This window comes from Methyloceanibacter sp., assembly GCF_049590335.1.
Taxonomy (GTDB): Bacteria; Pseudomonadota; Alphaproteobacteria; order Rhizobiales; family Methyloligellaceae; genus Methyloceanibacter.
The window spans coordinates 1-21,988 of the sequence record NZ_JBAWCQ010000039.1; the positions used below are offsets into that span (position 1 = coordinate 1).

21 protein-coding genes, 1 tRNA gene and 1 pseudogene are annotated in these 21,988 nt (G+C 61.9%); 15 read left to right on the forward strand and 8 right to left on the reverse strand.

What is annotated here, in order from left to right:
• A pseudogene (locus WBQ77_RS02715) lies at positions 1-227 on the forward strand (recombinase family protein); the annotation flags it as partial.
• A 633-nt stretch (positions 228-860) separates the two neighbouring features.
• Here the strand turns inward: WBQ77_RS02715 and WBQ77_RS02720 are convergent.
• Positions 861-1,250: a hypothetical protein gene (locus WBQ77_RS02720; RefSeq protein ID WP_424041888.1), complete on the reverse strand. Its 390-nt coding sequence runs from the start codon at positions 1,248-1,250 to the stop codon at positions 861-863.
• Between the two features lie 356 nt (positions 1,251-1,606).
• A tRNA-Ser gene (locus WBQ77_RS02725) sits at positions 1,607-1,696 on the reverse strand.
• Positions 1,697-2,057: 361 nt separating this feature from the next.
• Between WBQ77_RS02725 and rplU the strand changes: the two genes are divergently transcribed.
• The 13 genes from rplU to WBQ77_RS02790 all read left to right on the forward strand — a co-directional run bounded on the left by rplU (position 2,058) and on the right by WBQ77_RS02790 (position 13,638).
• On the forward strand, positions 2,058-2,606 hold the full coding sequence (rplU, locus tag WBQ77_RS02730; protein WP_424058815.1) for a 50S ribosomal protein L21: 549 nt from the start codon (positions 2,058-2,060) through the stop codon (positions 2,604-2,606).
• 12 nt (positions 2,607-2,618) lie between these two features.
• Entirely contained in the window at positions 2,619-2,882 is a 264-nt protein-coding gene (rpmA, locus tag WBQ77_RS02735; protein WP_424041891.1) for a 50S ribosomal protein L27, read from the forward strand.
• A gap of 112 nt (positions 2,883-2,994) precedes the next feature.
• Positions 2,995-3,498, forward strand: a complete 504-nt coding sequence (locus WBQ77_RS02740; RefSeq protein ID WP_424058817.1) for a GNAT family N-acetyltransferase — start codon at positions 2,995-2,997, stop codon at positions 3,496-3,498.
• Between the two features lie 62 nt (positions 3,499-3,560).
• Entirely contained in the window at positions 3,561-4,604 is a 1,044-nt protein-coding gene (gene obgE / locus WBQ77_RS02745) for a GTPase ObgE (protein ID WP_424041893.1), read from the forward strand.
• Positions 4,601-5,728 carry a glutamate 5-kinase gene (gene proB / locus WBQ77_RS02750; protein WP_424041895.1) on the forward strand — a complete coding sequence of 376 codons (1,128 nt, stop codon included), beginning with the start codon at positions 4,601-4,603 and terminating at the stop codon, positions 5,726-5,728. Before obgE ends, proB begins: the two co-directional genes overlap by 4 nt.
• Positions 5,729-5,805: 77 nt before the next feature.
• Entirely contained in the window at positions 5,806-7,050 is a 1,245-nt protein-coding gene (locus tag WBQ77_RS02755; protein ID WP_424041904.1) for a glutamate-5-semialdehyde dehydrogenase, read from the forward strand.
• 50 nt (positions 7,051-7,100) lie between these two features.
• Positions 7,101-7,688 carry a nicotinate-nucleotide adenylyltransferase gene (locus tag WBQ77_RS02760; RefSeq protein ID WP_424058819.1) on the forward strand — a complete coding sequence of 196 codons (588 nt, stop codon included), beginning with the start codon at positions 7,101-7,103 and terminating at the stop codon, positions 7,686-7,688.
• Positions 7,689-7,863: 175 nt separating this feature from the next.
• Positions 7,864-8,274, forward strand: coding sequence for a ribosome silencing factor (rsfS, locus tag WBQ77_RS02765; RefSeq protein WP_424041899.1), 411 nt, complete (start codon positions 7,864-7,866; stop codon positions 8,272-8,274).
• A 40-nt stretch (positions 8,275-8,314) separates the two neighbouring features.
• Positions 8,315-8,800, forward strand: a complete 486-nt coding sequence (rlmH, locus tag WBQ77_RS02770) for a 23S rRNA (pseudouridine(1915)-N(3))-methyltransferase RlmH (RefSeq protein ID WP_424041900.1) — start codon at positions 8,315-8,317, stop codon at positions 8,798-8,800.
• Positions 8,801-8,884: 84 nt separating this feature from the next.
• Complete coding sequence (locus WBQ77_RS02775; RefSeq protein WP_424058821.1) at positions 8,885-10,249, forward strand: murein hydrolase activator EnvC family protein; 1,365 nt, start codon at positions 8,885-8,887, stop codon at positions 10,247-10,249.
• Entirely contained in the window at positions 10,246-11,595 is a 1,350-nt protein-coding gene (locus WBQ77_RS02780) for a S41 family peptidase (protein ID WP_424041902.1), read from the forward strand. The genes WBQ77_RS02775 and WBQ77_RS02780 overlap by 4 nt, the downstream gene beginning before the upstream one ends.
• 145 nt (positions 11,596-11,740) lie before the next feature.
• Complete coding sequence (locus WBQ77_RS02785; protein WP_424058824.1) at positions 11,741-13,036, forward strand: divergent polysaccharide deacetylase family protein; 1,296 nt, start codon at positions 11,741-11,743, stop codon at positions 13,034-13,036.
• A gap of 98 nt (positions 13,037-13,134) precedes the next feature.
• Positions 13,135-13,638, forward strand: a complete 504-nt coding sequence (locus tag WBQ77_RS02790) for an RNA pyrophosphohydrolase (protein ID WP_424042015.1) — start codon at positions 13,135-13,137, stop codon at positions 13,636-13,638.
• 48 nt (positions 13,639-13,686) lie between these two features.
• Here WBQ77_RS02790 and WBQ77_RS02795 read toward each other — a convergent pair whose 3' ends face one another.
• The 6 genes from WBQ77_RS02795 to WBQ77_RS02820 all read right to left on the reverse strand — a co-directional run bounded on the left by WBQ77_RS02795 (position 13,687) and on the right by WBQ77_RS02820 (position 21,021).
• On the reverse strand, positions 13,687-14,088 hold the full coding sequence (locus WBQ77_RS02795) for a F0F1 ATP synthase subunit epsilon (protein ID WP_424042017.1): 402 nt from the start codon (positions 14,086-14,088) through the stop codon (positions 13,687-13,689).
• Positions 14,088-15,575, reverse strand: a complete 1,488-nt coding sequence (gene atpD / locus WBQ77_RS02800; protein WP_424058826.1) for a F0F1 ATP synthase subunit beta — start codon at positions 15,573-15,575, stop codon at positions 14,088-14,090. The genes WBQ77_RS02795 and atpD overlap by 1 nt, the downstream gene beginning before the upstream one ends.
• A 19-nt stretch (positions 15,576-15,594) precedes the next feature.
• On the reverse strand, positions 15,595-16,482 hold the full coding sequence (locus WBQ77_RS02805; protein WP_424041470.1) for a F0F1 ATP synthase subunit gamma: 888 nt from the start codon (positions 16,480-16,482) through the stop codon (positions 15,595-15,597).
• An 8-nt stretch (positions 16,483-16,490) separates the two neighbouring features.
• Positions 16,491-18,020, reverse strand: a complete 1,530-nt coding sequence (atpA, locus tag WBQ77_RS02810; protein WP_424058828.1) for a F0F1 ATP synthase subunit alpha — start codon at positions 18,018-18,020, stop codon at positions 16,491-16,493.
• Positions 18,020-18,580 (reverse strand): F0F1 ATP synthase subunit delta, encoded by a 561-nt coding sequence (locus WBQ77_RS02815; RefSeq protein ID WP_424042238.1) that lies wholly within the window; start codon positions 18,578-18,580, stop codon positions 18,020-18,022. The genes atpA and WBQ77_RS02815 overlap by 1 nt, the downstream gene beginning before the upstream one ends.
• A 227-nt stretch (positions 18,581-18,807) precedes the next feature.
• Positions 18,808-21,021, reverse strand: a complete 2,214-nt coding sequence (locus tag WBQ77_RS02820) for a primosomal protein N' (RefSeq protein ID WP_424058830.1) — start codon at positions 21,019-21,021, stop codon at positions 18,808-18,810.
• Between the two features lie 118 nt (positions 21,022-21,139).
• Between WBQ77_RS02820 and WBQ77_RS02825 the strand changes: the two genes are divergently transcribed.
• A partial coding sequence (locus WBQ77_RS02825; protein ID WP_424058832.1) for a tyrosine-type recombinase/integrase occupies positions 21,140-21,988 on the forward strand: 849 nt, incomplete at its 3' end.

Genomic DNA, 21,988 nt, shown 5'->3' on the forward strand with positions numbered 1-21,988 from the left:
GCCTAATTCAGGATCCCAGCCTAACCTTTAGAGAGATCGCCGCCGAGGAGGGGGTCGGCAGTTCCTACGTCTCGCGCCTCATCAGGCTCTCCTTCCTCGCGCCCGACATTGTCACGGCGATCTTGAACGGCAGGCAGCCTGCTTCGCTCACCGCGAACCGGCTGATGGAAGACACCCGCCTGCCCCTCGCGTGGAAGGCCCAACGCGAGCAGTTTGCTCTCCTCTAACTCCTCTAAACCGTCCTTCGGCGGGATACGACCATGACCGACCTCTGTCTCGGGTTTGCCGTCTGGCTTGCTCACCAAGAAAAGGGCTGGTGGGCAAGAGACAGTGGTACTGGCAAAACGGCCGTAAGAGACACGCCCGTGCAGAGACGCCCAATTGGCGTACGAAAGCGTCTCCAGCTACCAGTGCGACCATGCACGCCTGGCAAAGCCTCGGAAACACCGAGGGAATTACCCCTCGCTGAAACCTTAACGACAATGAATATCAGTTACTGAATTGGTGGCGGAGAGAGGTGGATTCGAACCCTCGGAACGCTTGCGCGCTCAACGGTTTTCGAGTTCTAAGTCTCTTGTACCGACCTCTACCGTTCAGCAGCTAAGAGTGCGCTCTCGTTCGGGATTTTTCTGCTGCCCATCCTGGTGTGTGACGTGGAGTAGAATCCTGTGTCGCGCAGTTGTTTTGCAATTTGGTTTGCAGATCTCCCCTGTCTGAATAAACACTGAGTACGTCCGCTTTTGAGGTTAGAGCCGATACCGAGGGCGTAGAGGACAAGAGCGGTAAGCCCTACATTAAAGACGGCCACAAGAACGAGCACAAGCAGAAGACTTTTTAGAGCTGGGGGACCCCTCAACAGTTTATTCGTAGCTTTTGAACGATTCGTCGAGATCTTTTTTCAATTTTTGACAAGGTTCTTTTAGCTCTTTCATTGTTAGACCGAGCTTTTGTATTGCTTCCGGGTCATCTCCATTTAATATATTCATGTTGGCCAAATTAGAGGCAACAATGGAGTTTGCTTTTGTTTTGTCAAATTTTTCTGCTACTTGGAAGAAATATTGGGATAAGTCTTTGAAAAATTTTTCAGGACGCCCCACTTTTTCCGAAATTGCATAAGTCAGCTCAAAGCTAACACTGCAATTGGCGGCCAGCTCCGCTACCGCCGCTCTATTCTGTTCTGTTGTCTCAGCTTTTGCTTGTCCGCCGAAAGTCAGCGCTAAGGCGGCAAAGGTGGTGAGGATGCGTTTCATGGGAAGCTCCTGGGCTGCGCAGAATCCTAGGCCCCAAGCAAGGCCCGCTGCTCTGCGATATCTATGAGTGTTTCGAGACGGCGGATTTCAAACGTCGCTTCGTGTATCGATAAATTGTGGCTCTGCTTGGCCATAACAATTCCTTTGGCGGGCGCGAGACAAACGCCTTCCAAAGAATGAGAACACTAATTGCATCTGCTGAGCACGACGGGCGCATCGTCTGCTGTTGCGCTCCCGTCGATAATCGTCACCTTCATTTCGTTGGGTTGCTCCCAAACCGTGAGCAGAACTTCAATCGCACAAATTCGACAACAGAGTGGATTGGCAACCAAATCTCTGAAAATAAACGTAGATACTGGCGGAGAGAGAGGGATTCGAACCCTCGGAACGCTTGCGCGCTCAACGGTTTTCGAGACCGCCCCGTTCAACCACTCCGGCACCTCTCCGAGCGGGCTGATGTAGCTCGGCGTGACGATCACCGCAACCCGCGGACGGCAGGCACTGCCTGCGCCCGAAGCAGAGCCCGACGGGTTCGGTCTTAGTGGCGGGCGTGGCCAGCGTGATCCACTCGGTCCTTGGTGCCAAATGCTGGCCAGAGGCAGCCTAGAAGGGAGCGCGGGTGGCGGATTTGGGCGACGCGACGGCGGAACACTCTTGAACTTCCTCGAAAGGCGTGATTTTTGGGGCTTTCTAGGAATTGACTTCTCAGGTTTGCCCTCTATATTGCGCCGCTTATCGCTCCTTTAGAGGCGGTGCCGGCAGCGAAAATGCGCTGGCAAAACAAGCCCCAAGAGACGGATTAGAATCATGTTCGCGGTCATTCGCACGGGCGGCAAGCAGTATCGCGTGTCGCCGAACGACGTTATCGAGATCGAGAAGATCGCCGGAAATCCTGGCGACATGGTCGAGCTCTCCGAGGTTTTGCTGCTGGGCGACGGTGGTGCCGCGACGACCGGCAGTCCCACGGTCTCCGGCGCTATGGTGGCGGCCGAGGTGGTGGAACAGAAGCGCGGTGACAAGATCATCGTCTTCAAGAAAAAGCGCCGCAAGGGCTACCGCCGGACCAAGGGTCATCGGCAGGAGCTGACGGCGCTGCGCATCACCGAGATTCTCACCGGCGGCAAGAAGCCTTCGAAGGCGGCTGCAAAGCCGGCGCCGACCAAGGCAAAGGCGGCCGAGAAGGCTGAAGCCAAGGCTGACGTCAAGACCGAGGCCAAGGCCGACGAGGCAGCTGCGAAGAAGGCTCCGGCCAAGAAAGCACCTGCCAAGAAGGCTGCTCCGGCCAAGAAGGCGCCCGTGAAGAAGGCAGCGGCTAAGAAAGCTCCGGCGAAAAAGGCCCCGGCGAAGAAGAGCTAAAGGAACACTACCATGGCACATAAAAAGGCAGGCGGCTCCTCGCGTAACGGCCGCGATTCAGCTGGACGGCGTCTTGGCGTCAAGAAGTCGGGCGGCCAGAAAGTGATCGCCGGCAACATCATCATTCGCCAGCGTGGCACGAAGTGGCACAAGGGCGACGGTGTCGGCATTGGCAAGGACCACACGCTGTTCGCGCTCGTCGATGGCGTGGTCGAGTTCGCGACTAAGGCGAAGGGCCGCACCTATGTTTCGGTCAAGCCGGACGCAGCCTCTTAAGGCTTCCCGCTTCCGAACTCTCAAAAGCTAGAACCGGCGCGCCCGTCATGTTGCGGGCGCGTTTGCATTTATTCGCTGTCTTCCCATGCAGATTAGAACGCAAAGGCTGAGTTTGCGGCCGCTTGAGCCTGCCGATGCGGCGTCGATACGCGCGCTCGCGGGCGACTTCGACGTGGCCCGCATGACCGGCATGCTTCCCCACCCCTATAGCGAACGCGACGCTCTCGCTTGGGTCGACCGCGCGGGCCAGGGTGAAGAAGGGGTCGTGTTCGCCGTCGCACGGGACGGAGCCCTGATCGGTTGCTCCGGATATATGCCCATGGATGCCGAGCACGCCGAGGTCGGTTACTGGATCGGAAAGCCCTTTTGGGGTGAGGGCTTTGCCACCGAGGCCGTTCGCGCGGTTGTAGCCCATGCTTTCGATGCGCATGGCTTTGCCTATGTCAAAGCGGGCCACTTCGTGGACAATCCGCGCTCCCAGCGCGTGCTCGGAAAGCTCGGCTTTTCTCCGGACGGGGAAGAGATGCGGGACTGCGCGGCGCGGGGCGAACCGGTGCAGTGCCTTACCTACCGGCTCGACCGGGCGCGGGCAGCGGGCGCGCTGCGGCAGCCCTAATGTGTACGCAAGCCTCTGTCGTGACGCGTGCAAGATGGTGGCCCTGGTGCTAATCCCTTCCCATGCAGTTTCTTGATTCCGCAAAGGTCTTTGTCCGCGCCGGTGATGGTGGCAACGGGTGCGTCAGCTTCCGGCGGGAGAAGTTTGTCGAGTTCGGCGGCCCCAATGGCGGCGACGGCGGGCGCGGCGGCGATGTGATCGTCGAATGCGTCGCCAATCTGAACACGCTTTTGGATTTCCGCTACCAGCAGCACTACAAGGCCAAAAAGGGCAGCAACGGCATGGGCGCGAACAGGACCGGCGCCAAGGGCGCGGACGTGGTTCTGAAAGTGCCCCCGGGGACGCAGATCTTCGATGACGCCGGCGAGACGCTGATCGCGGATCTGACCGAGCCCGGGACCCTTATCGTGCTGCTCCATGGCGGCAATGGCGGCTTCGGCAATGCGCATTTCAAAACATCCACGAATCAGGCGCCCCGGCGCGCAAATCCCGGCCAGACCGGCGAGGAAATGTATATCTGGCTGCGCCTGAAGCTGATCGGCGATGCGGGCATCGTGGGGCTGCCGAACGCCGGCAAGTCCACGTTCTTATCCACGGTGAGCGGGGCCAAGCCCAAGATCGCCGACTATCCGTTCACGACGCTCCATCCCAATCTCGGCGTGGTGCGCTTCGGCGGCCTCGATTTCGTGCTGGCGGACATTCCCGGTCTGATCGAGGGCGCACATGAAGGCGCCGGTATCGGCGATCGGTTTCTCGGTCATGTGGAGCGGACCGCTGTGCTCTTGCATCTGGTTGATGCGACGGCCGAGGATCCCGTCGAGGCCTATCGAATCGTGCGGGGCGAAATGGAGGCCTATGGCGCCGGGCTCGCCGATAAACCCGAAGTCCTGGCCTTGTCGAAGGTCGATGCCATGGACGCGGATGACCTCACTGAGAAGGCGCGCGCGCTGGAAGACGTCGCGGGATTCAAGCCGCTGTTCGTCTCTGCCGTGACCGGCAAGGGCGTGCCGGAAGTCCTGGCGGCGCTTGCGCGCGAGGTCGAAGCCATGCGGGCGGGGGAGTGCCGTACGTCGGTTCCGCAGGCCGAAGAGAGGTGGCGGCCATGAGATCCGAATGGACAGATGCGCGCCGCATCGTCGTCAAGATTGGGTCCGCGCTGCTCGTCGGCAACGGGGCCGGCGTATTGCGGTCTGCATGGCTCGACGCGCTGTGCGACGACATCGCCGAGCTGCGCAAGTCCGGCAAGGAAGTGGTTCTCGTCTCGTCGGGCGCCATTGCGCTCGGGCGTACCGTGCTCGGCCTGCCCAAGGGGCCGCTCAAGCTCGAGGACAGCCAGGCGTCTGCGGCCGTAGGGCAGATTCATTTGGCTCATGCCTATGAGAGCGCGTTTCGCGCGCGCGGGATCGCTGCCGCGCAGGTCCTCTTAACTTTGGGCGATACGGAGGAACGGCGGCGCTACCTCAATGCACGCAGTACGATCTCGACGCTGCTGAAGCTCGGCGCGGTTCCCGTGGTCAATGAGAACGATACGGTGGCTACGAACGAAATTCGCTATGGCGACAACGATCGGCTGGCCGCGCGCGTGGCCTCGATGATGAGCGCGGATTGCCTCGTGTTGCTGTCCGACGTGGACGGATTCTATACGGCGCCGCCGGGCTCGACCCCGGAAGCCACACGACTCGACGAGGTCGCGGAAATCACCACCGAGATCGAGTTGATGGCGGGAGATGTGGGCTCCGAGTTGTCGCGCGGCGGCATGGTCACCAAGATCGAGGCGGCAAAGATTGCCGTGAGCGCGGGCGCCAATATGGTGATCGCGAGCGGCAAGGTCCTGAACCCCTTATCGGCGCTGGCTTCGACCGGGATCTGCACCTGGTTCCTGGCCCATTCGGACCCTGTGACGGCGCGAAAGCGTTGGATCGGAGGGACGCTTGAGCCCCGTGGAGTAGTCGTCATTGATGCCGGCGCGGCTGCTGCGCTGGGGTTGGGCAAGAGCCTGCTGCCGGCCGGCGTCACGCGGATCGATGGGCGCTTCGAGCGAGGCGACGCCGTGGCGATCCGGACCCTTGGGGGAACGGAAATCGGCCGTGGGCTCGTGGCCTATAGCCATACGGACGCCGCTGCGATCATCGGACGCAAGAGCGGTGAAATAGCTGATAAACTAGGCTATCTTGGCCGTCCCGAGCTCATCCATCGCGACGACATGAGCCTCAGGAAGAAGAGCTCTTAAGACGAGCCCTCCGACCGAAACGAAAGGTGCTTGACGTGTCTCTTCCCGCCCAGGATCCGGCCATTAGCCTTGAGCCGATGATGCTCTATATGGGGCGTCTCGCCCGCGATGCCGCAGCCGAGCTGGCCATGGCATCGACCGAGCAGAAGAATGCGGCGCTGGAGGCGACGGCGGCCGCGCTTGAGGCGGGTACGGACAAAATTCTCACCACGAACGCCAAGGATCTGGAAGCGGCCGAGAAAAACGGACGCGCTGCCGCCTTCTTGGACCGGCTGCGGCTCGACGAGGCTCGCGTGGCTGCGATGGCCAAGGGGATGCGCGAGGTTGCGGGTCTGCCCGACCCCGTCGGTCAAACGATCGCGTCCTGGACCCGGCCCAACGGGCTTGAGATCGCACGAGTCCGGGTGCCGCTCGGAGTGATTGGCATGATCTACGAGAGCCGTCCGAACGTAACGGCCGACGCATCGGCCCTGTGTCTTAAATCCGGGAACGCCTTGATCCTGCGCTCCGGCTCCGACAGTTTCCTGACGTGTCTCGTGATCGCCAATCATCTGACACAGGCGATCAAGTCCACAGGTTTGCCAGCGGAGGCGGTTCAGCTCGTTCCTTCCGTGGATCGGCAGGCGGTCGGATACATCCTCGGTGGTCTCGATGGCGCCATCGACGTGATTGTCCCGCGCGGTGGTAAGAGTCTTGTGGAGCGGGTTCAGAAGGAAGCGCGCGTGCCTGTGTTCGCGCATCTCGAAGGCAATTGCCACATCTATGTGGACGAGACCGCGCCGCTCGGCATGGCGCGTGATGTCGTCGTCAACGCCAAGATGCGGCGCACCGGTATCTGTGGTGCTGCAGAAACGCTGCTTGTTGCGCGCGCCGCGGTCGCGACGCATCTCACGCCGATCGTCGATGCGCTGATCGAGGCAGGCTGCGAAGTGCGCGGCGATCCCGATACACAGCATACGGATAGCCGGGTGAAGACGGCAACGGACGAAGATTGGGATACGGAGTATTTGGCGCCTATCATTGCGGTCAAGGTGGTGGACGATCTCGACGATGCCATTGCCCATGTAGCCGAACACAGCTCCCACCATACCGAAGCCATCGTTACGACCGACGAGGCAGCGGCGGCGCGGTTCCTGTCCCGCGTGGACAGCGCCATTGTTCTGCACAATGCATCGACCCAGTTCGCCGATGGCGGCGAATTCGGCATGGGCGCGGAGATCGGTATCGCGACGGGGCGGTTCCACGCGCGCGGGCCCGTCGGCGTGGAGCAGCTCACCACGTTCAAGTATGTGGTGCGCGGGCAGGGCCAGACGCGGCCTTGACCGACTCCCGCGCTTTGAGCCCAGCATTGCCTGCGGCTTGGCGCCCGCCGATGGCGGCATCCGGGATGCGGATCGGTCTTCTGGGCGGATCCTTCGATCCTGCACATGAGGCGCATCGGGAGATCAGCCTTGCGGCTCTGAAGCGGCTGGGCCTCGATAAGATCTGGTGGCTGGTCACGGCGGGCAACCCGCTGAAGGACGTTTCGGAGCTGCCGCCGCTTTCAGATCGCGTGTTGGCGGCGCATGACATTGCGAATCATCCGCGAATCGTGGTCACGGGCTTCGACGGCGGCACTGGCACGCCCTATACGGCCGATTTGCTCGCCGCGTTTGTGCAGCGTTTTCCAGGAGTCGATTTCGTCTGGCTGATGGGGGCGGATAATCTCGCCACTGTTCATCTCTGGAAAGCCTGGCCCGAAATATTCCAGCTTGTCCCCATCGCGGTTCTGGACCGGCCCGGCTATCGCCTCAGGGCCCGGGCGAGCAAGGCAGCTCATCGTTTCGCCGGCGCTTATGTGGACGAGACCAATGCGGCCGGGCTCGCCAGGCTGCGCCCGCCGGCTTGGACCATCCTCACGCATCGGCTCTCGGGGCTTTCGTCGACCGCGCTTCGCGAAAGTGTCTTGGAATCGGACTAGCTTACTAGATCAAGAGCAATAAGAACCGGCTTCTACTATCTATTGAAACTAGGGTCGCCGGCGGTTTATTGTAAGAAGGTGAAGTGGCATTTGTCGAAGAAGCTCCAAGCGTCGTGCAAGGGGCATAGTTTGGAACCGCTTCCAGGAGCAATGGTAGAAGGAAACCCAAGCAAACATGCGCTCACCTAGCGAGGGTACCCAGAACGGTACACCTCCATCCGGGCTTGCGTCATTCAGCGCCGAGCCAGGAAGACTGCTCAAGATCGTGATCGAAACGCTCGACGACGGCAAAGCCGAAGACATTGCGGTCATCGATTTGGATGGAAAGACTTCGATTGGCGACTACATGGTTGTCGCCTCGGGTCGTTCGCAGCGGCATGTCGGCGCCTTGGCCGACCATCTCATCAAAGCGCTTAAAGGCGAGGGCTATGGCCGTGTGCGCGTGGAAGGCCTGCCCCAGGGAGACTGGGTGCTGATCGACGCGGGTGAGGTTATTGTCCATCTCTTTCGGCCGGAGGTTCGTGAGTTCTACAACCTCGAAAAGATGTGGTCCGCGGATCGGCCTTTGGAGCGATTGGTGGTCTGAGTAAAAAGATCGCCACCGGCACGTGCGGCGGAGGTTGGCTATGCGTCTGCTGATCGCCGCAGTCGGTAAGCTCAAGCAAGGACCAGAGCGTGAGCTCTGCAACCACTATCTCGGCCGCGCCGAGGCGCTTGGCCGCAGTCTTGGATTGTCGCCCGTCTCGGCCGTTGAATTGACCGAATCACGAGTGCAAGATGCGCCCGGCCGCCAGTTGGCGGAGGCCAATGCGCTGCTGACGAAACTTCCAGCCGATTTCGCCGTTGTTTGTTTGGACCCGCGCGGTGCATTTCTCTCAAGCGAGGCTTTCGCCGACAAGGTTGCCGCGCGCCGGGACGAGGCTGGGTCTCCGGGGCTGGCCTTCGTGCTTGGCGGCCCCGATGGGCTCGGCCAAGTGGTGCTTGACCGCGCGGTGCTATCGCTGTCTCTGGGGCCCATGACACTGCCGCACGGACTTGCCCGCATCGTCCTTGCCGAGCAGCTCTACCGGGCCATGACAATTTTGGCGGGGCATCCCTATCACCGGGCGTAAGGCCCCAATGATTAAGGATTATTAAGGATCTTGCCTTTATTCTGCCGCTTCCCTCCGGTGCCATCGACTGAACGGCCAGGACGCATGGCGCACGACGAGCGACTGATATTCACCACTCTAAACTTCAGCGCCGCCCTTATTCTTGGGGCGTTGCTCGTGATGCCTGTGGGAACCGTGCTCGGCCAGGACGATCTATCTCGGGACGAAGCCAAACAGCGTCTCGACGAGACCGAACAAGAGTTAAAATCCAGCCAGGTCAGGGCGGAAGGCCTTACCAAGGACCTTGCGGCGCTGGCGGAAGAAAGGGCGCGGCTCAAGACCGAGTTGATCGAGGCCGGCAAACGCGTTCAGGCGAGCGAAGCGATACTCTCAGAAACCGAAAGCGAGCTTGCAGAGCTAACTGCACAAGTCAATGTCATGCAGACTTCGATCGACGAGCGAAAGACCGCTATTGTGACAATGCTGAGCGCCATGCAGAAGATTGGGCGGACGCCGCCTCCGGCGATCGTCACCCGGCGCGACGATGCGCTGAAGGTCGTGCGCGGCGCGATGCTGCTCGCCGAAGTTTATCCGGAGCTTAAATACCAGGCCGACAGTTTGACGGACAGCCTCCAGGACTTGTCCGCTATCGAGGAGCGTGTCCGCGCAGAGCGCGATTCGCAGCGGAGCGAAGCCGATCAGCTTGCCGCGGAGCGAGAGCGTCTCGATCAGCTGATCGACGAGAAGAAGTCCAGAGAGACGAACAATCAGGAGGAGCTCGCCTTGCTTACACAGTCGGCGCAGACGCTGGCCTCCGAGGTCGAGAGTCTGAGCGATCTGGTCCTCGTGCTGGATAAGAAAATCGCCAAGGCCGAAGTCGCGCAGTACGACGCCGAACTCGCGGCGGAAAAGGCGCTGCAAGAACGGTTAAAGCAGGAAGTTCTTCCGACGCCCGAAAACGAGCGGGTGATCGAGCTCAAACCGGAGTCGACGAAGGTCGCGTTCGCCAATCCGGACCGTTTGAAGCCCGCCATGTCGTTCGACGACGCAAAAGGGAGCCTCAGGCTTCCGGCGCAAGGACGGCGAACCCAAGGCTTCGGCGACACGGATGCCGAAGGCGCGGCACTCCAAGGCGTCTCCTTACGAACCCGTGCCGAAGCCCGCGTTACGTCGCCGGCGGACGGCTGGGTGGTCTATTCGGGGCCGTTCCGATCCTATGGCCAACTCTTGATCATCAACGCCGGCGGGGGCTATCATATTCTGCTCGCGGGGATGAACCGCATTGATGTTAGCCTCGGCCAATTCGTTCTTGCCGGCGAGCCGATCGCTGTGATGGGCAACTCAATAGCGCCGGGCAATCGCGGCGACCAAAATTCACGCCCCGTCCTCTATGTCGAATTTAGGAAGGACGGACAGCCAATAGACCCCGGCCCATGGTGGGCCGAGGCATCCGGGAAGGTGCAAGGATGATGCGGAAATCCGAATACGCTCTGTGGGCGCTACTGGTGGTTGCGGTGATTGCCGCGGGCACGACGATGGTGAGCCTCGCGCGAAGCCCGTCTGCCTCCGCCGCGAATTCGGAGATTTATAAGCAGCTCGACCTGTTTGGCGAGGTTCTGGAGCGAGTCCGCGCGGACTATGTGGAAGAGCCCAAGGATGCCAAGCTAATCGAATCTGCGATCAATGGCATGCTGACGGCGCTCGACCCACACTCGGCCTATTTGAACCCCAAGCACTTCCGCGACATGCAGGTGCAGACCCGCGGTGAGTTCGGCGGGCTGGGTATCGAAGTCACCATGGAGAATGGCGTCGTGAAGGTTGTGTCTCCGATCGAGGACACGCCGGCCTCGCGGGCTGGCCTCATGAGTGGCGACCTCATCACCCATCTAGACAAGGAGCAGATTCTGGGGCTGACGCTCCAGGAAGCCGTCGAGAAGATGCGCGGTCCGGTCAATTCCCCCATCACGCTGACGATCGTGCGGAAGGGGACCGACGACCCGTTCAAGGTGAAGGTCGTTCGTGACATGATTCACATCAACCCGGTCAGGTACAACGTCGAGGGCGACGACGTCGGCTATATCCGGATCACGACGTTCAACGAGCAGACCACCGAAAATCTCGTGAAGGCAGTCAAGGACCTCGAGAAGCAGCTTGGGTCGAACCTGAAGGGCTACATCATCGACCTCAGAAACAACCCTGGCGGTCTGCTAGATCAGGCTATCTCGGTGTCGGACTCATTCCTCGATCAGGGTTCGATCGTTCTGACGCGCGGACGAAATCTCGAGGAGACTCAAAGGTCCAATGCGCGCAAGGGCGACATCACTGACGGTAAGCAGCTTGTCGTGCTGATCAACGGAGGCTCGGCCTCGGCCTCTGAGATCGTCGCGGGCGCTCTGCAAGATCATAAGCGCGCCACGGTGATCGGTACGCGGTCCTTCGGCAAGGGCTCTGTGCAGACCATTATTCCGCTGGGATCGAGTGGCGCCTTACGGCTGACCACGGCGCGCTACTACACGCCGTCGGGACGTTCAATCCAGGCCAAGGGCATTGATCCGCTCATCGTGGTTGAGGAGGAACTCCCTGAGGAACTGAAGAAGAAGCAGGAAGTTCTGGGCACCCGCGGCGAGGCCAATTTGCGTGGCCACCTCAAAAACGAGGCGACCGAGAACCCGGAAGAAGAGAAATCCGGCAGCTCTTCCTACGTGCCAGAGGACAAGGAAAAGGACACGCAGCTCAACTATGGGCTCGACTTGTTGCGCGGTATCAAGTCGGTGGACGACGCGGAGCTTAAGCATAAGGCAGAGGCGGCCAACTAGACCGCAGGTCCGCGATCGCTTAATCCGTGGGGAAGCGTTAAGCGGGCTTGGCCGGTTGCCTTTTGATGTACTAGCCTTGGCACAAGGGCGGTAACCAGGCGGTCCGGTCTGGAAGTGGGGAGGACGACAACATGAAGGCCACAGGATGAAGGCCCTAACGGTCGCTTCGGGGATCTTATTCTGGACCTTGGTGATTGGCGTCACGGCGCTGATTTTCCTCTCTGGACCGGAACCCGCCGAGGTCGTGCAGATCGACACTGCCCCATCGGCGCCCCCGGCCGCGGGAACCCCCAGTTCGATTGGTCTTCCGCCTGGTTTTTCGGTGACGGGGCCCGCCATGGCTCCCGCCCGGCCGGGACAGCCTGCCGCGCTGCAGCCTAATGCGCCGACACTCGCCCCGCCCGGACAGGGCACCAATATGGCGCCCGGTCAGGTGCCGGCGCCGCCCGCGCTTCCTGGTCCGAGTGGCGCGTTGGAAGATGAGGGCGAGAACGTCGCGGCAGTGCCGTCATCGGCACCTGGTGCCAGTACCTCTGACCCCAACACGCCTGACGCCGGCACCCCGGGCCCCAGCGCTTCCGCTCCCAAGGTCTCCTTGGCGAGCCTCGTGCCCGGCATCGATCGATCGACGGACGAGCCGTTGCCCGAGGCCCCTCAACCGGCCATGGTCGAGGAGTCGCCCTATGGACCGTTGCCTAAGGTTGCTGAAGACGGCAGCCGGCCCTCCGACGTCTATGCGCGGCCCTCCGACTACGCCGCCGTGGAGGGCGGACCTCCACGGGTTGCGGTGCTCCTGAACGGACTTGGCGTTCCAGGGGCGGCTGACGGCGACATCATCAAGGGGCTGCCACCGCCGGTCAGCCTCGCCTACGGCGCCTACGGGCGCGGCCTCCAGGAGCGAGTGACAAAAGTTCGCACGGCTGGGCACGAGGTCTTCCTCGCAATTCCCCTGGAGCCCAACAATTACCCCTCGACCGACCCCGGCCCCCACGCTCTCCTCACCACTCTCCCTCCAAAAGACAATATCAAGCGTCTCCAATGGGCGATGTCGCGCTATGCCGGCTATATCGGCGTGACGAACTATATGGGCGCGAAGTTTCAGTCGGACCTCGGCTCGGTCGCCCCCGTCTTCGAAGAACTTAAGCGCCGCGGTCTTCTCTATCTGGCCGATGGAAGTACGGACGGCTCGGTTACGGACCGGGTCGCGACAGCACTCGAGCTCGAATACGAGGTGGCCGATGTCCAACTCGACGATGGGCGGATGGACCGCCAGTTAGCTAAGCTCGAAGCCGCGGCGAAAGAGAACGGAACCGCGATCGGCGTTGCCAAGGCGGCGCTCGGGACCGTCAAACGGATCGCCGATTGGGCCGGGTCCCTGGAACGCAAGGGCCTCGTTCTCGTCCCGGTGAGCGCGGCAGTCCGGACACCGCGCCAGGGCTGAGGACGGGCTGACATTTGCGTCTTGCGCGCGCGTCACGGCTCGTATCTCCTCCAACGGCGTCTCGCTGCTGCAAACTCCAGCCAATCAACGCTTAGCCAATGACCGATCCGACCAAACTGCCTTATCGCCCCTGCGCGGGCGTCATGCTGCTGAACCCCTACGGGCAGGTCTTCGTTGGACGGCGCGCTGAGCGCAAAGGGGCATCCGAGGGCCACGGCCAATGGTGGCAGATGCCCCAGGGCGGAATCGACAAGGGCGAAGCCGCCGAGGACGCCGCGCGGCGCGAGCTATGGGAAGAGACCGGGGTGCGCAATGCCACCTTTCTTGCCCAGACCGAGGACTGGCTTGTCTATGACCTGCCGCCCGAATTGGTGGGAGTCGCCTGGAAGGGCAAATATCGAGGTCAGAAGCAGATGTGGTATGCGGCGCGGTTCGAAGGGACCGAGCGCGATATCGACCTGAAGCCGCGACCCAACCATAAGGCGGAGTTCGATGCGTGGCGCTGGGTGCCCATGGGTGTTTTGCCGGCACTGGTCGTGCCGTTCAAACGTGCCGTCTATACAGCCGTGGTCGCGGCGTTCGCGCCGCTCGGCTTGGGGTAGAGTCGGGCTCGAAGCCGGTCGCGCGCCATGGTGCTCGCGAAAACACTGCTAGGCGTTGAGCACCATCTGGACTTGCCGCAAATGCTCAAGCGTCAGTTCGGCCCGATCCTTCGCATCGCCCGATAGGTCAGTGGCATCCTCTTCGGCATCCGAAATGGCTTGCGTAAGGTGCGCGGCGTCCATCTCGTCAAGATCGATCGCTGTCTCGGCCAAGACCGTAAGCCCGGCCGGGATCACCTCGGCGAAGCCCCCGCGGGCAAAGAAGCGCTGACGCTTGCCGCCCGGAAAGTCGAGTTCGAGCAGTCCGGGGCGGAGCGTCGTGATGAGTGGCGCGTGCTTGGCCATAACGGTCATGTCGCCTTCGGCGCCCGGCACGAGCACCTGCTCAACTTCGCCCGAGAACAGAAGCTTCTCGGGCGATACTAGTTCGAATGTGAACAAATCGGGCATTAAGCGGCCTCGGCTGCGAGCTTCTCGGCCTTTGCGACGGCCTCTTCGATGGTTCCGACCATGTAGAAGGCTGCCTCAGGCAGGTGATCGTAGTCGCCATCGCACAGACCCTTGAAGCCGCTGATCGTGTCGGCAAGGTCAACTAGCACACCCGGCGAGCCCGTGAAGACTTCGGCCACGTGGAAGGGCTGAGACAGGAAGCGCTCGATCTTACGGGCGCGGGCCACGGCGACCTTGTCCTCTTCGGAAAGCTCGTCCATGCCGAGAATAGCGATGATGTCCTGCAGGGCCTTGTAGCGCTGTAGGATCTCCTGCACCTGACGGGCCACTGCGTAGTGCTCCTCACCGAGAATACGCGGGTCGAGCATGCGCGAAGTGGAGTCGAGTGGATCCACGGCCGGATAGATGCCTTTCTCCGCAATCGTCCGCGACAGCACAGTGGTAGCATCCAGATGGGCGAACGAGGTAGCCGGTGCCGGGTCGGTCAAGTCGTCGGCGGGCACGTAAATGGCCTGCACCGAGGTGATCGAACCCTTCTGGGTGGTGGTGATGCGTTCCTGCAGGGTACCCATGTCGGTGGCCAGCGTCGGCTGATAGCCCACGGCCGAGGGAATGCGACCCAAAAGAGCGGACACTTCGGAGCCGGCCTGGGTGAAGCGGAAAATATTGTCCACGAAGAACAGCACGTCCTGGCCTTCGTCGCGGAAAGACTCGGCAACCGTTAGGCCCGACAGAGCCACACGGGCACGCGCGCCAGGAGGCTCGTTCATCTGGCCATACACGAGGGCGCATTTCGAACCGTCAATTGATCCTTCCTTCGGGTCCTTGTTCACGCCGGACTCGATCATCTCGTGATAGAGGTCGTTTCCCTCACGCGTGCGCTCGCCGACGCCGGCGAACACGGAGTAGCCACCGTGAGCCTTCGCCACGTTGTTGATCAGCTCCATGATCAGCACGGTCTTGCCCACGCCCGCACCGCCGAACAGGCCTATCTTGCCGCCCTTGGCGTAGGGGGCGAGGAGGTCTACGACCTTAATACCCGTGACAAGAATTTCCGATTCCGTCGCTTGGTCCACATAGGCCGGCGCGAGCGCATGTATCGGGCGGGAGTCCTTGGTTTTGATCGGCCCCAGCTCATCCACCGGCTCGCCTATGACGTTCATGATGCGGCCCAGCGTCTTGGGACCGACGGGAACGGCGATCGGCTCACCCGTATCGACAACCTGCTGGCCGCGCACCAGACCTTCACTGGCGTCCATGGCGATGGTGCGTACGGTGTTCTCGCCGAGATGCTGGGCGACTTCCAGAACGAGGCGGTGGCCCTGGTTCTCTGTTTCAAGCGCGTTCAGAATTTCCGGCAGGTGCTCGTCGAATTGCACGTCGACCACGGCGCCTGTCACTTGGCGGATTTGGCCCTTGGGGCCTTTGCCTTCGGCGATACGCTTCTCTTGCTTCTTTGTTTCTTTCACCACTGGGGATTTTGCCATCGTTCCGTTCCTTGACTGACTAAAGCGCCTCAGCGCCGGAGATGATCTCGATCAGCTCCTTGGTGATCTGGGCCTGGCGGGTTCGGTTGTAGTTCAGCGTTAGCTTGCCGATCATGTCGCCGGCATTGCGCGTCGCACTATCCATGGCACTCATGCGGGCGCCCTGCTCGGACGCGGCGTTTTCCAAGAGTGCCTTGAAAATCTGGGTGGTGATGTTGAGCGGGAGAAGATCGGCGAGAATTTCCGATTCCTCCGGCTCGTACTCGTAGATCGCGCCGTCGAGATCCACGCCGCGGTCGCTTCCTTTGGGAATAGAGGCCGGAATGAGTTGCTGCGCCGAGGGGGTTTGGCTGATGACCGACTTGAACTTCGAGTAGAATAAGGTCGCCACATCGAACTCGCCGGTTTCGAACATGGCGCGGACCTTCTGTCCGACCTGGTCGGCATGATCGAAGGTCAGTTGCTTGATGCCGCGGAATTCGATGGTGTCGATGATTTGCGGCTCGAACTGGCGCCGCAGCTGGTCATAACCCTTCTTGCCCACGCAGAGAATCTTGACCTGCTTGCCCTGGCCGGTGAGTGCCAGCACCTGCTCGCGTGCCATGCGGACAATGGACGAATTGAAGCCACCGCAAAGACCGCGCTCGGACGTGCAGACCACCAAAAGATGCACATCGTCCTTGCCCGTCCCCACCATGAGAGGTGTTCCGACGTCTTGAGGGCCCTCGAGAGCCTTGGCGAGGTTAGCAAGCACGGCCTCCATGCGCTCGGCATAGGGGCGAGCGGCCTCGGCCGCCGTCTGCGCTCGACGAAGCTTCGCCGCGGCCACCATTTGCATGGCCTTGGTGATCTTCTGGGTCGCCTTAACCGAGGCGATACGGTTCCGAAGCTCCTTAAGCGAGGCCATGTGTCAACTCACGCAAAGGCTTTGGCGAATTTTTCGGCGGCGCTTTTCAGCTTCTCGCCGGTCTCGTCGGAGATTTTTTTCTCGTCCCGGATGCTGTCGAGAACATCCTGATGCTCCGTGTGCATGTAGCGCAGGAACTCGTCTTCGAAGCGGCCGATATCTGAAACGGACAGATCGTCCAGATAGCCGTTCACACCCGTATAGATGGAGACAACCTGCTCTTCGACTTTGAGCGGCGAGAACTGCCCCTGTTTGAGAAGTTCGGTCAGACGCGCGCCGCGGTTCAGCAGCTTCTGCGTCGTGGCATCGAGGTCGGAGCCGAACTGGGCAAAGGCCGCCATCTCGCGATACTGGGCCAACTCACCCTTAATCTTACCGGCGACTTGCTTCATAGCCTTGATCTGCGCCGAGGAGCCCACGCGGGACACCGACAGACCCACGTTCACCGCGGGCCGAATGCCCTGGTAAAACAGGTCGGTCTCAAGGAAGATCTGGCCGTCCGTGATCGAAATCACGTTGGTCGGAATATAGGCTGACACGTCGTTGGCCTGGGTTTCGATCACCGGTAGGGCGGTCAGCGAGCCCGAGCCGTTGTCGGCATTGAGCTTGGCCGCGCGCTCCAGCAGGCGCGAGTGAAGGTAGAACACGTCGCCCGGATACGCCTCGCGTCCCGGCGGGCGGCGAAGCAGCAGCGACATCTGGCGATAGGCCACGGCCTGCTTGGACAGATCGTCGTAGTTGACGAGAGCATGCATGCCGTTGTCGCGGAAATACTCGCCCATGGTGCAGCCGGTGAACGGCGCCAGGAACTGCATCGGGGCCGGATCGGACGCCGTGGCGGCGACGACGACGGAATAGGGAAGCGCGCCGTTTTCCTCGAGGACCTTCACGAACTGAGCGACGGTCGAACGCTTCTGACCCACGGCTACGTAGATGCAGTAGAGCTTCTCGGACTCGTCTCCGCGATCGTTGACCGATTTCTGATTGAGGATCGTGTCGAGAATGATCGCGGTCTTGCCGGTTTGACGGTCGCCAATGATGAGCTCGCGCTGGCCACGGCCGACCGGGATCAGCGCGTCCACGGCTTTGAGGCCGGTCTGCATGGGTTCATGCACGGACTGCCGGGGAATGATGCCCGGCGCCTTCACATCCACGCGGCGCATTTCGGTGGCGTCAATCGGACCCTTGCCATCGATTGGATTGCCAAGACCGTCGACGACGCGGCCGAGAAGGCCCTTGCCGACAGGGGCTTCCACGATGTTGCCCGTACGCTTGCAGATGTCGCCTTCGCCGATGTTCCGGTCGTCGCCGAAAATCACGATGCCGACATTGTCGATTTCGAGGTTGAGGGCCATGCCCTGGGTGCCATCGGCAAATTCGACCATTTCACCGGCCTGAACGTTGTCGAGGCCGTAAACGCGGGCGATGCCGTCACCGACGGAGAGTACCTGGCCGACCTCGGCCACTTCGGCGTCCTGCCCAAAATTCTTGATCTGGTCTTTGAGAATCGCGGAGATCTCGGCGGCTCTGATATCCATTAGCCAACCTCTTTCATGGCGTGCTTGAGACGGGTGAGTTTAGTGCGAAGCGAGGTGTCGATCATGCGGCTGCCGACCTTCACCGTGAGGCCACCGAGTAGGCTCGGATCGACACGCTGATCGAGCATGACGTCTTTGCCGACAGCGGCCTTCAAGGCCTGCTTCAAGGCTGTAACTTGCGTGTCGTTGAGTGCTGCGGCTGATACCACCGTGGCGCTGATTTCGCCCCGGTGGTCAGCGAGGAGCGCGCGGAATGCCTCGGTCATGCCCGGCACGGCGAAAAGCCGGCGGTTCTTGGAGACCAGCATCAGAAAATTCTTGGTTAGGCCATCGATTTTTACTTCGTCAAGGACGGCTTCGAGCGCCCGGCCTTGTTCCTCGGCGGAAAACATGGGGCTTCTGACGAGCCGGTTGAGGTCTTCGGAAGCATCGAGGGCCTCGCCGAACTGGGTCAGATTGGTCTCGATCTTCTCAAGCGAGTTCTGTTCGAGCCCTAGCTCGAAAAGTGCCGTGGCATAGCGGCCTGCAACGCCCGAAACGGTATGATCCTCGCCTGCCACGTCCCTCAAGCCTTTCCCTCACGGGCAGGCACAAGCTTACGCCGTCCTACCCTTAATGCAGCCCGATAAATGCTGGGATTAGAGCCCCTGCGTCAACGGCAAAATGCCAGAAAAAGGCCCCGCTGATGCACTCCTTGGACACCCCGCGCAGCCTGTAACATAGGGGTGACGGGCGCGCAACATGGGTGCGCGAATCTAACGCCGCAGGTGCCGGTTTCGATCGGGTCTCAGAGGAAATTATAGGGGTCGATATCGATGGACAGGCGGATACTGCCCCGCGCCTTGGGGATGTCCGCCATCCAGACGCGCAAATAGGCCTGAATGTCGGCCTCACGGGGCGCCTTGATCAGAATCCGGAAGCGGTAGCGCCCCCGGACCACCGAGAGGGGTGCTTCGGCGGGTCCCAGCACCTCAATTTTGTCGGCCGGCGGCGCAGTCCGGGCGATGCTGCGCGCATAGCTCTCGGCGGCCGCCCGGTCCGACCCTGAGATCAGAATCGAGGCAAGGCGCCCGAAGGGCGGCATGCCGGCCTCGCGCCTAGCCTCAATTTCGCGAGCGTAAAAGGCGTCGCGGTCGCCCGCGACCAGGGCCTGAATGACCGGGTGCTCTGGCATATAGGTCTGGAGCAGGCCGCGCCCGGCAATTGCCTCGCGGCCTGCCCGTCCGGTGACCTGGCTCAAGAGCTGGAAGGTGCGCTCGGCGGCGCGCGGATCGCCCTGAGCCAGACCGAGATCAGCATCCACCACGCCCACGAGCGCCAGTCCCGGAAAATGATGGCCCTTGGCCACCAGCTGGGTGCCGATGACGATGTCCACTTCGCGGTCCTCGATCTCCCGCAATGTCTCGCGCAAGTCCGAGATGCGCGGCGTCAGATCGGATGAGAGGATCGCGCGGCGTGCCTCCGGGAACAGCGCTTCGACCTCCTCGGCAATGCGTTCGACGCCCGGCCCGCAGGCGACGAGCGAGTCCTCGACGCCGCAGCTGGGGCATTCGTCGGGCAGGGGTGCGAACTTGCCGCAATGGTGGCATTCGAGCCGGTGGCGGAACCGGTGTTCCACCATCCAAGCGGAACAGTTGGGGCACTCGAAGCGGTAACCGCATTTGCGGCAGAGCGTCAGGGGCGCATAGCCCCGCCGGTTGAGGAATAGAAGCGCCTGTTCGCCGCGCGCCAAGGTCTTGGCCATAGCCTCGGTCAGCACTGGCGACAGCCAGGACCCGCGCACGGGCGCGTTTTTTCGCATATCGATGGCGGTCAGGTCCGGCAGCCCGGCCGATCGATATCGCGCGCGCATGGGAATGTGCTGGTAGCGGCCGTGGCTCACATTCACCAGGCTCTCGATCGAGGGCGTCGCCGAACTCAAAATCACCGGACACTGGCCCAGATGTCCGCGCACCACGGCCATATCGCGGGCCTGATAGGAGACGCGGTCTTCCTGCTTGTAGGCCTGGTCGTGTTCCTCATCGACCACGATGAGCCCAAGATTGGGAAAGGGCAGAAACAGCGCCGAGCGCGCCCCGACCACGAGCTGCGCCTTGCCTTCGGCCACTGCGCGCCAGGTTCGTCCGCGCGCCGACTTGGTGAGGCCCGAATGCCACTCGGCCGGCCGTGCGCCGAACCGTTCCTCGCAGCGGGCGAGGAAAGCAGCGGTCAGTGCGATCTCCGGGATCATGACGAGCGTCTGCTTGCCGTCTGTGAGCGCTTGGGCGATGGCTTCAAAATAGACTTCTGTCTTGCCCGATCCGGTCACGCCATCGAGCAGCGACACTGTGAAGCCGTCGTGCGTGTTGTCGAGGAGCAGCTCCGCCGCCGTGGACTGCTCGTCGGAGAGCGTGGCCCGGAGACGCACCGGATCGAGCACCTGAGCTGTAACGTCCGGCACGGGCTCGGCGATGAGCGTGCCCGCATCGACCAGGCCGTCGATCACGCCGGGGCTGACGCCCGCAGCTTCGGCCAGCAAGGATTTCACCCAGGTCAGCCCATTCTCTGCAGCTTCCAGTACGCGGGTTCGCGCCGGGGTCATGCGCTCGGGCGGCGGCCCGGCCAGACGCACGCCATAGCGCGGCGCCGGCGGCTGAAAGGCGGCACTGGCGCTCATCATCATGCGCAGGACCATGCCGAGCGGAGTCAGCGTGTAGTCAGCGACCCATTCGGCGAAGTCGATCGACAGGGGCGGGAGTGGCTGCACGTCGTCCAGCACTTCGAGAAGCGTGCGCAGCTTGGCTCTCGGAACCTCAGGTGCGGACTCGCCTTCCGGCCGTCGCCAGACAGCGGCGACGTATTTGACCGGCCCCAGCGGTGCGACCACGAAGGATCCCGGCCTGACCTGTGCACCTTTCGGCACGAGATAGTCGTACGGGGCGGGCAGCGCGAGCGGGACTAGCACCGGGACCGTGACCGGCGTGTCTTCGGGGATCAGCAGCGTCTGGTCTGGTTCCGGCATGTTTTGCTTTGGCTTGGCCACGATCAGCGCGTTTCCGTTGGTGTTAGGCAGTGAGGTTAGCCAGAGGTTAACGACTCACTCCGCCATAGTAGCGCGTGTGCTATCGTCGGGGAGCGTGATGGCTTCGAAACTGCAAGACACTGTCGGACGAGACCTCGCAGAGATTGGGACGGCGCCGGATGTGGCCGCCGCCGTGCAGGCGTGGCTTTCCTATCTGACCACGGAGCGCGACCTCGCCGCCCATACGGTCGAGGCCTATACTCGCGATCTGGGGCAATTCCTCCGCTTCTTAGCCCAACATTTGGGTGGGGCGCCCGACATGCCAGCGCTGCTGTCGTTGTCGGCCCGGGATGTGCGCTCGTTCCTCGCCTATCGCCGCAGCCAGGACGTGGGGAGCCGCAGCCTTTCCCGCTCGCTAAGCGCGCTGCGCATGTTTTTTCGGTTCTTGGAGCGGCGCGGGTACGGCAAGAACGATGCGGTTCGCGCCGTATCCATGCCGAAGCTGCCGCATGCCGTGCCGAAGCCGCTTCCTGAGCAGAAAGCAGCCGCCCTCATGGAAGGCGCCGATATCGCCGCCCCCGATGCGCCGGAATGGGCTCTTGCCCGCGACACGGCTGTGCTGACGCTGCTCTACGGTTCGGGCTTGCGCATTTCCGAAGCGCTGTCGCTTCAGGTCGCCGACGCGCCGATCAAGGGTCGCGACGCGCTTCGTGTGACCGGTAAGGGAAACAAGGCCCGCGTCGTTCCCGTGCTGCCCGTCGCGCGCAGAGCAGTTCAGCGCTATCTCGATCTCTGCCCGAAAAAATTGGGACCAGACGATCCGCTCTTTATCGGCGTTCGAGGAAAGAGACTCAGTCCACGGATTATCCAGCTGCGACTGGAGAAGGCGCGCGCCGCGCTCGGCCTTCCCGCCACGGCCACGCCCCATGCGCTGCGCCATTCCTTCGCCACCCATCTGCTGGGGGCG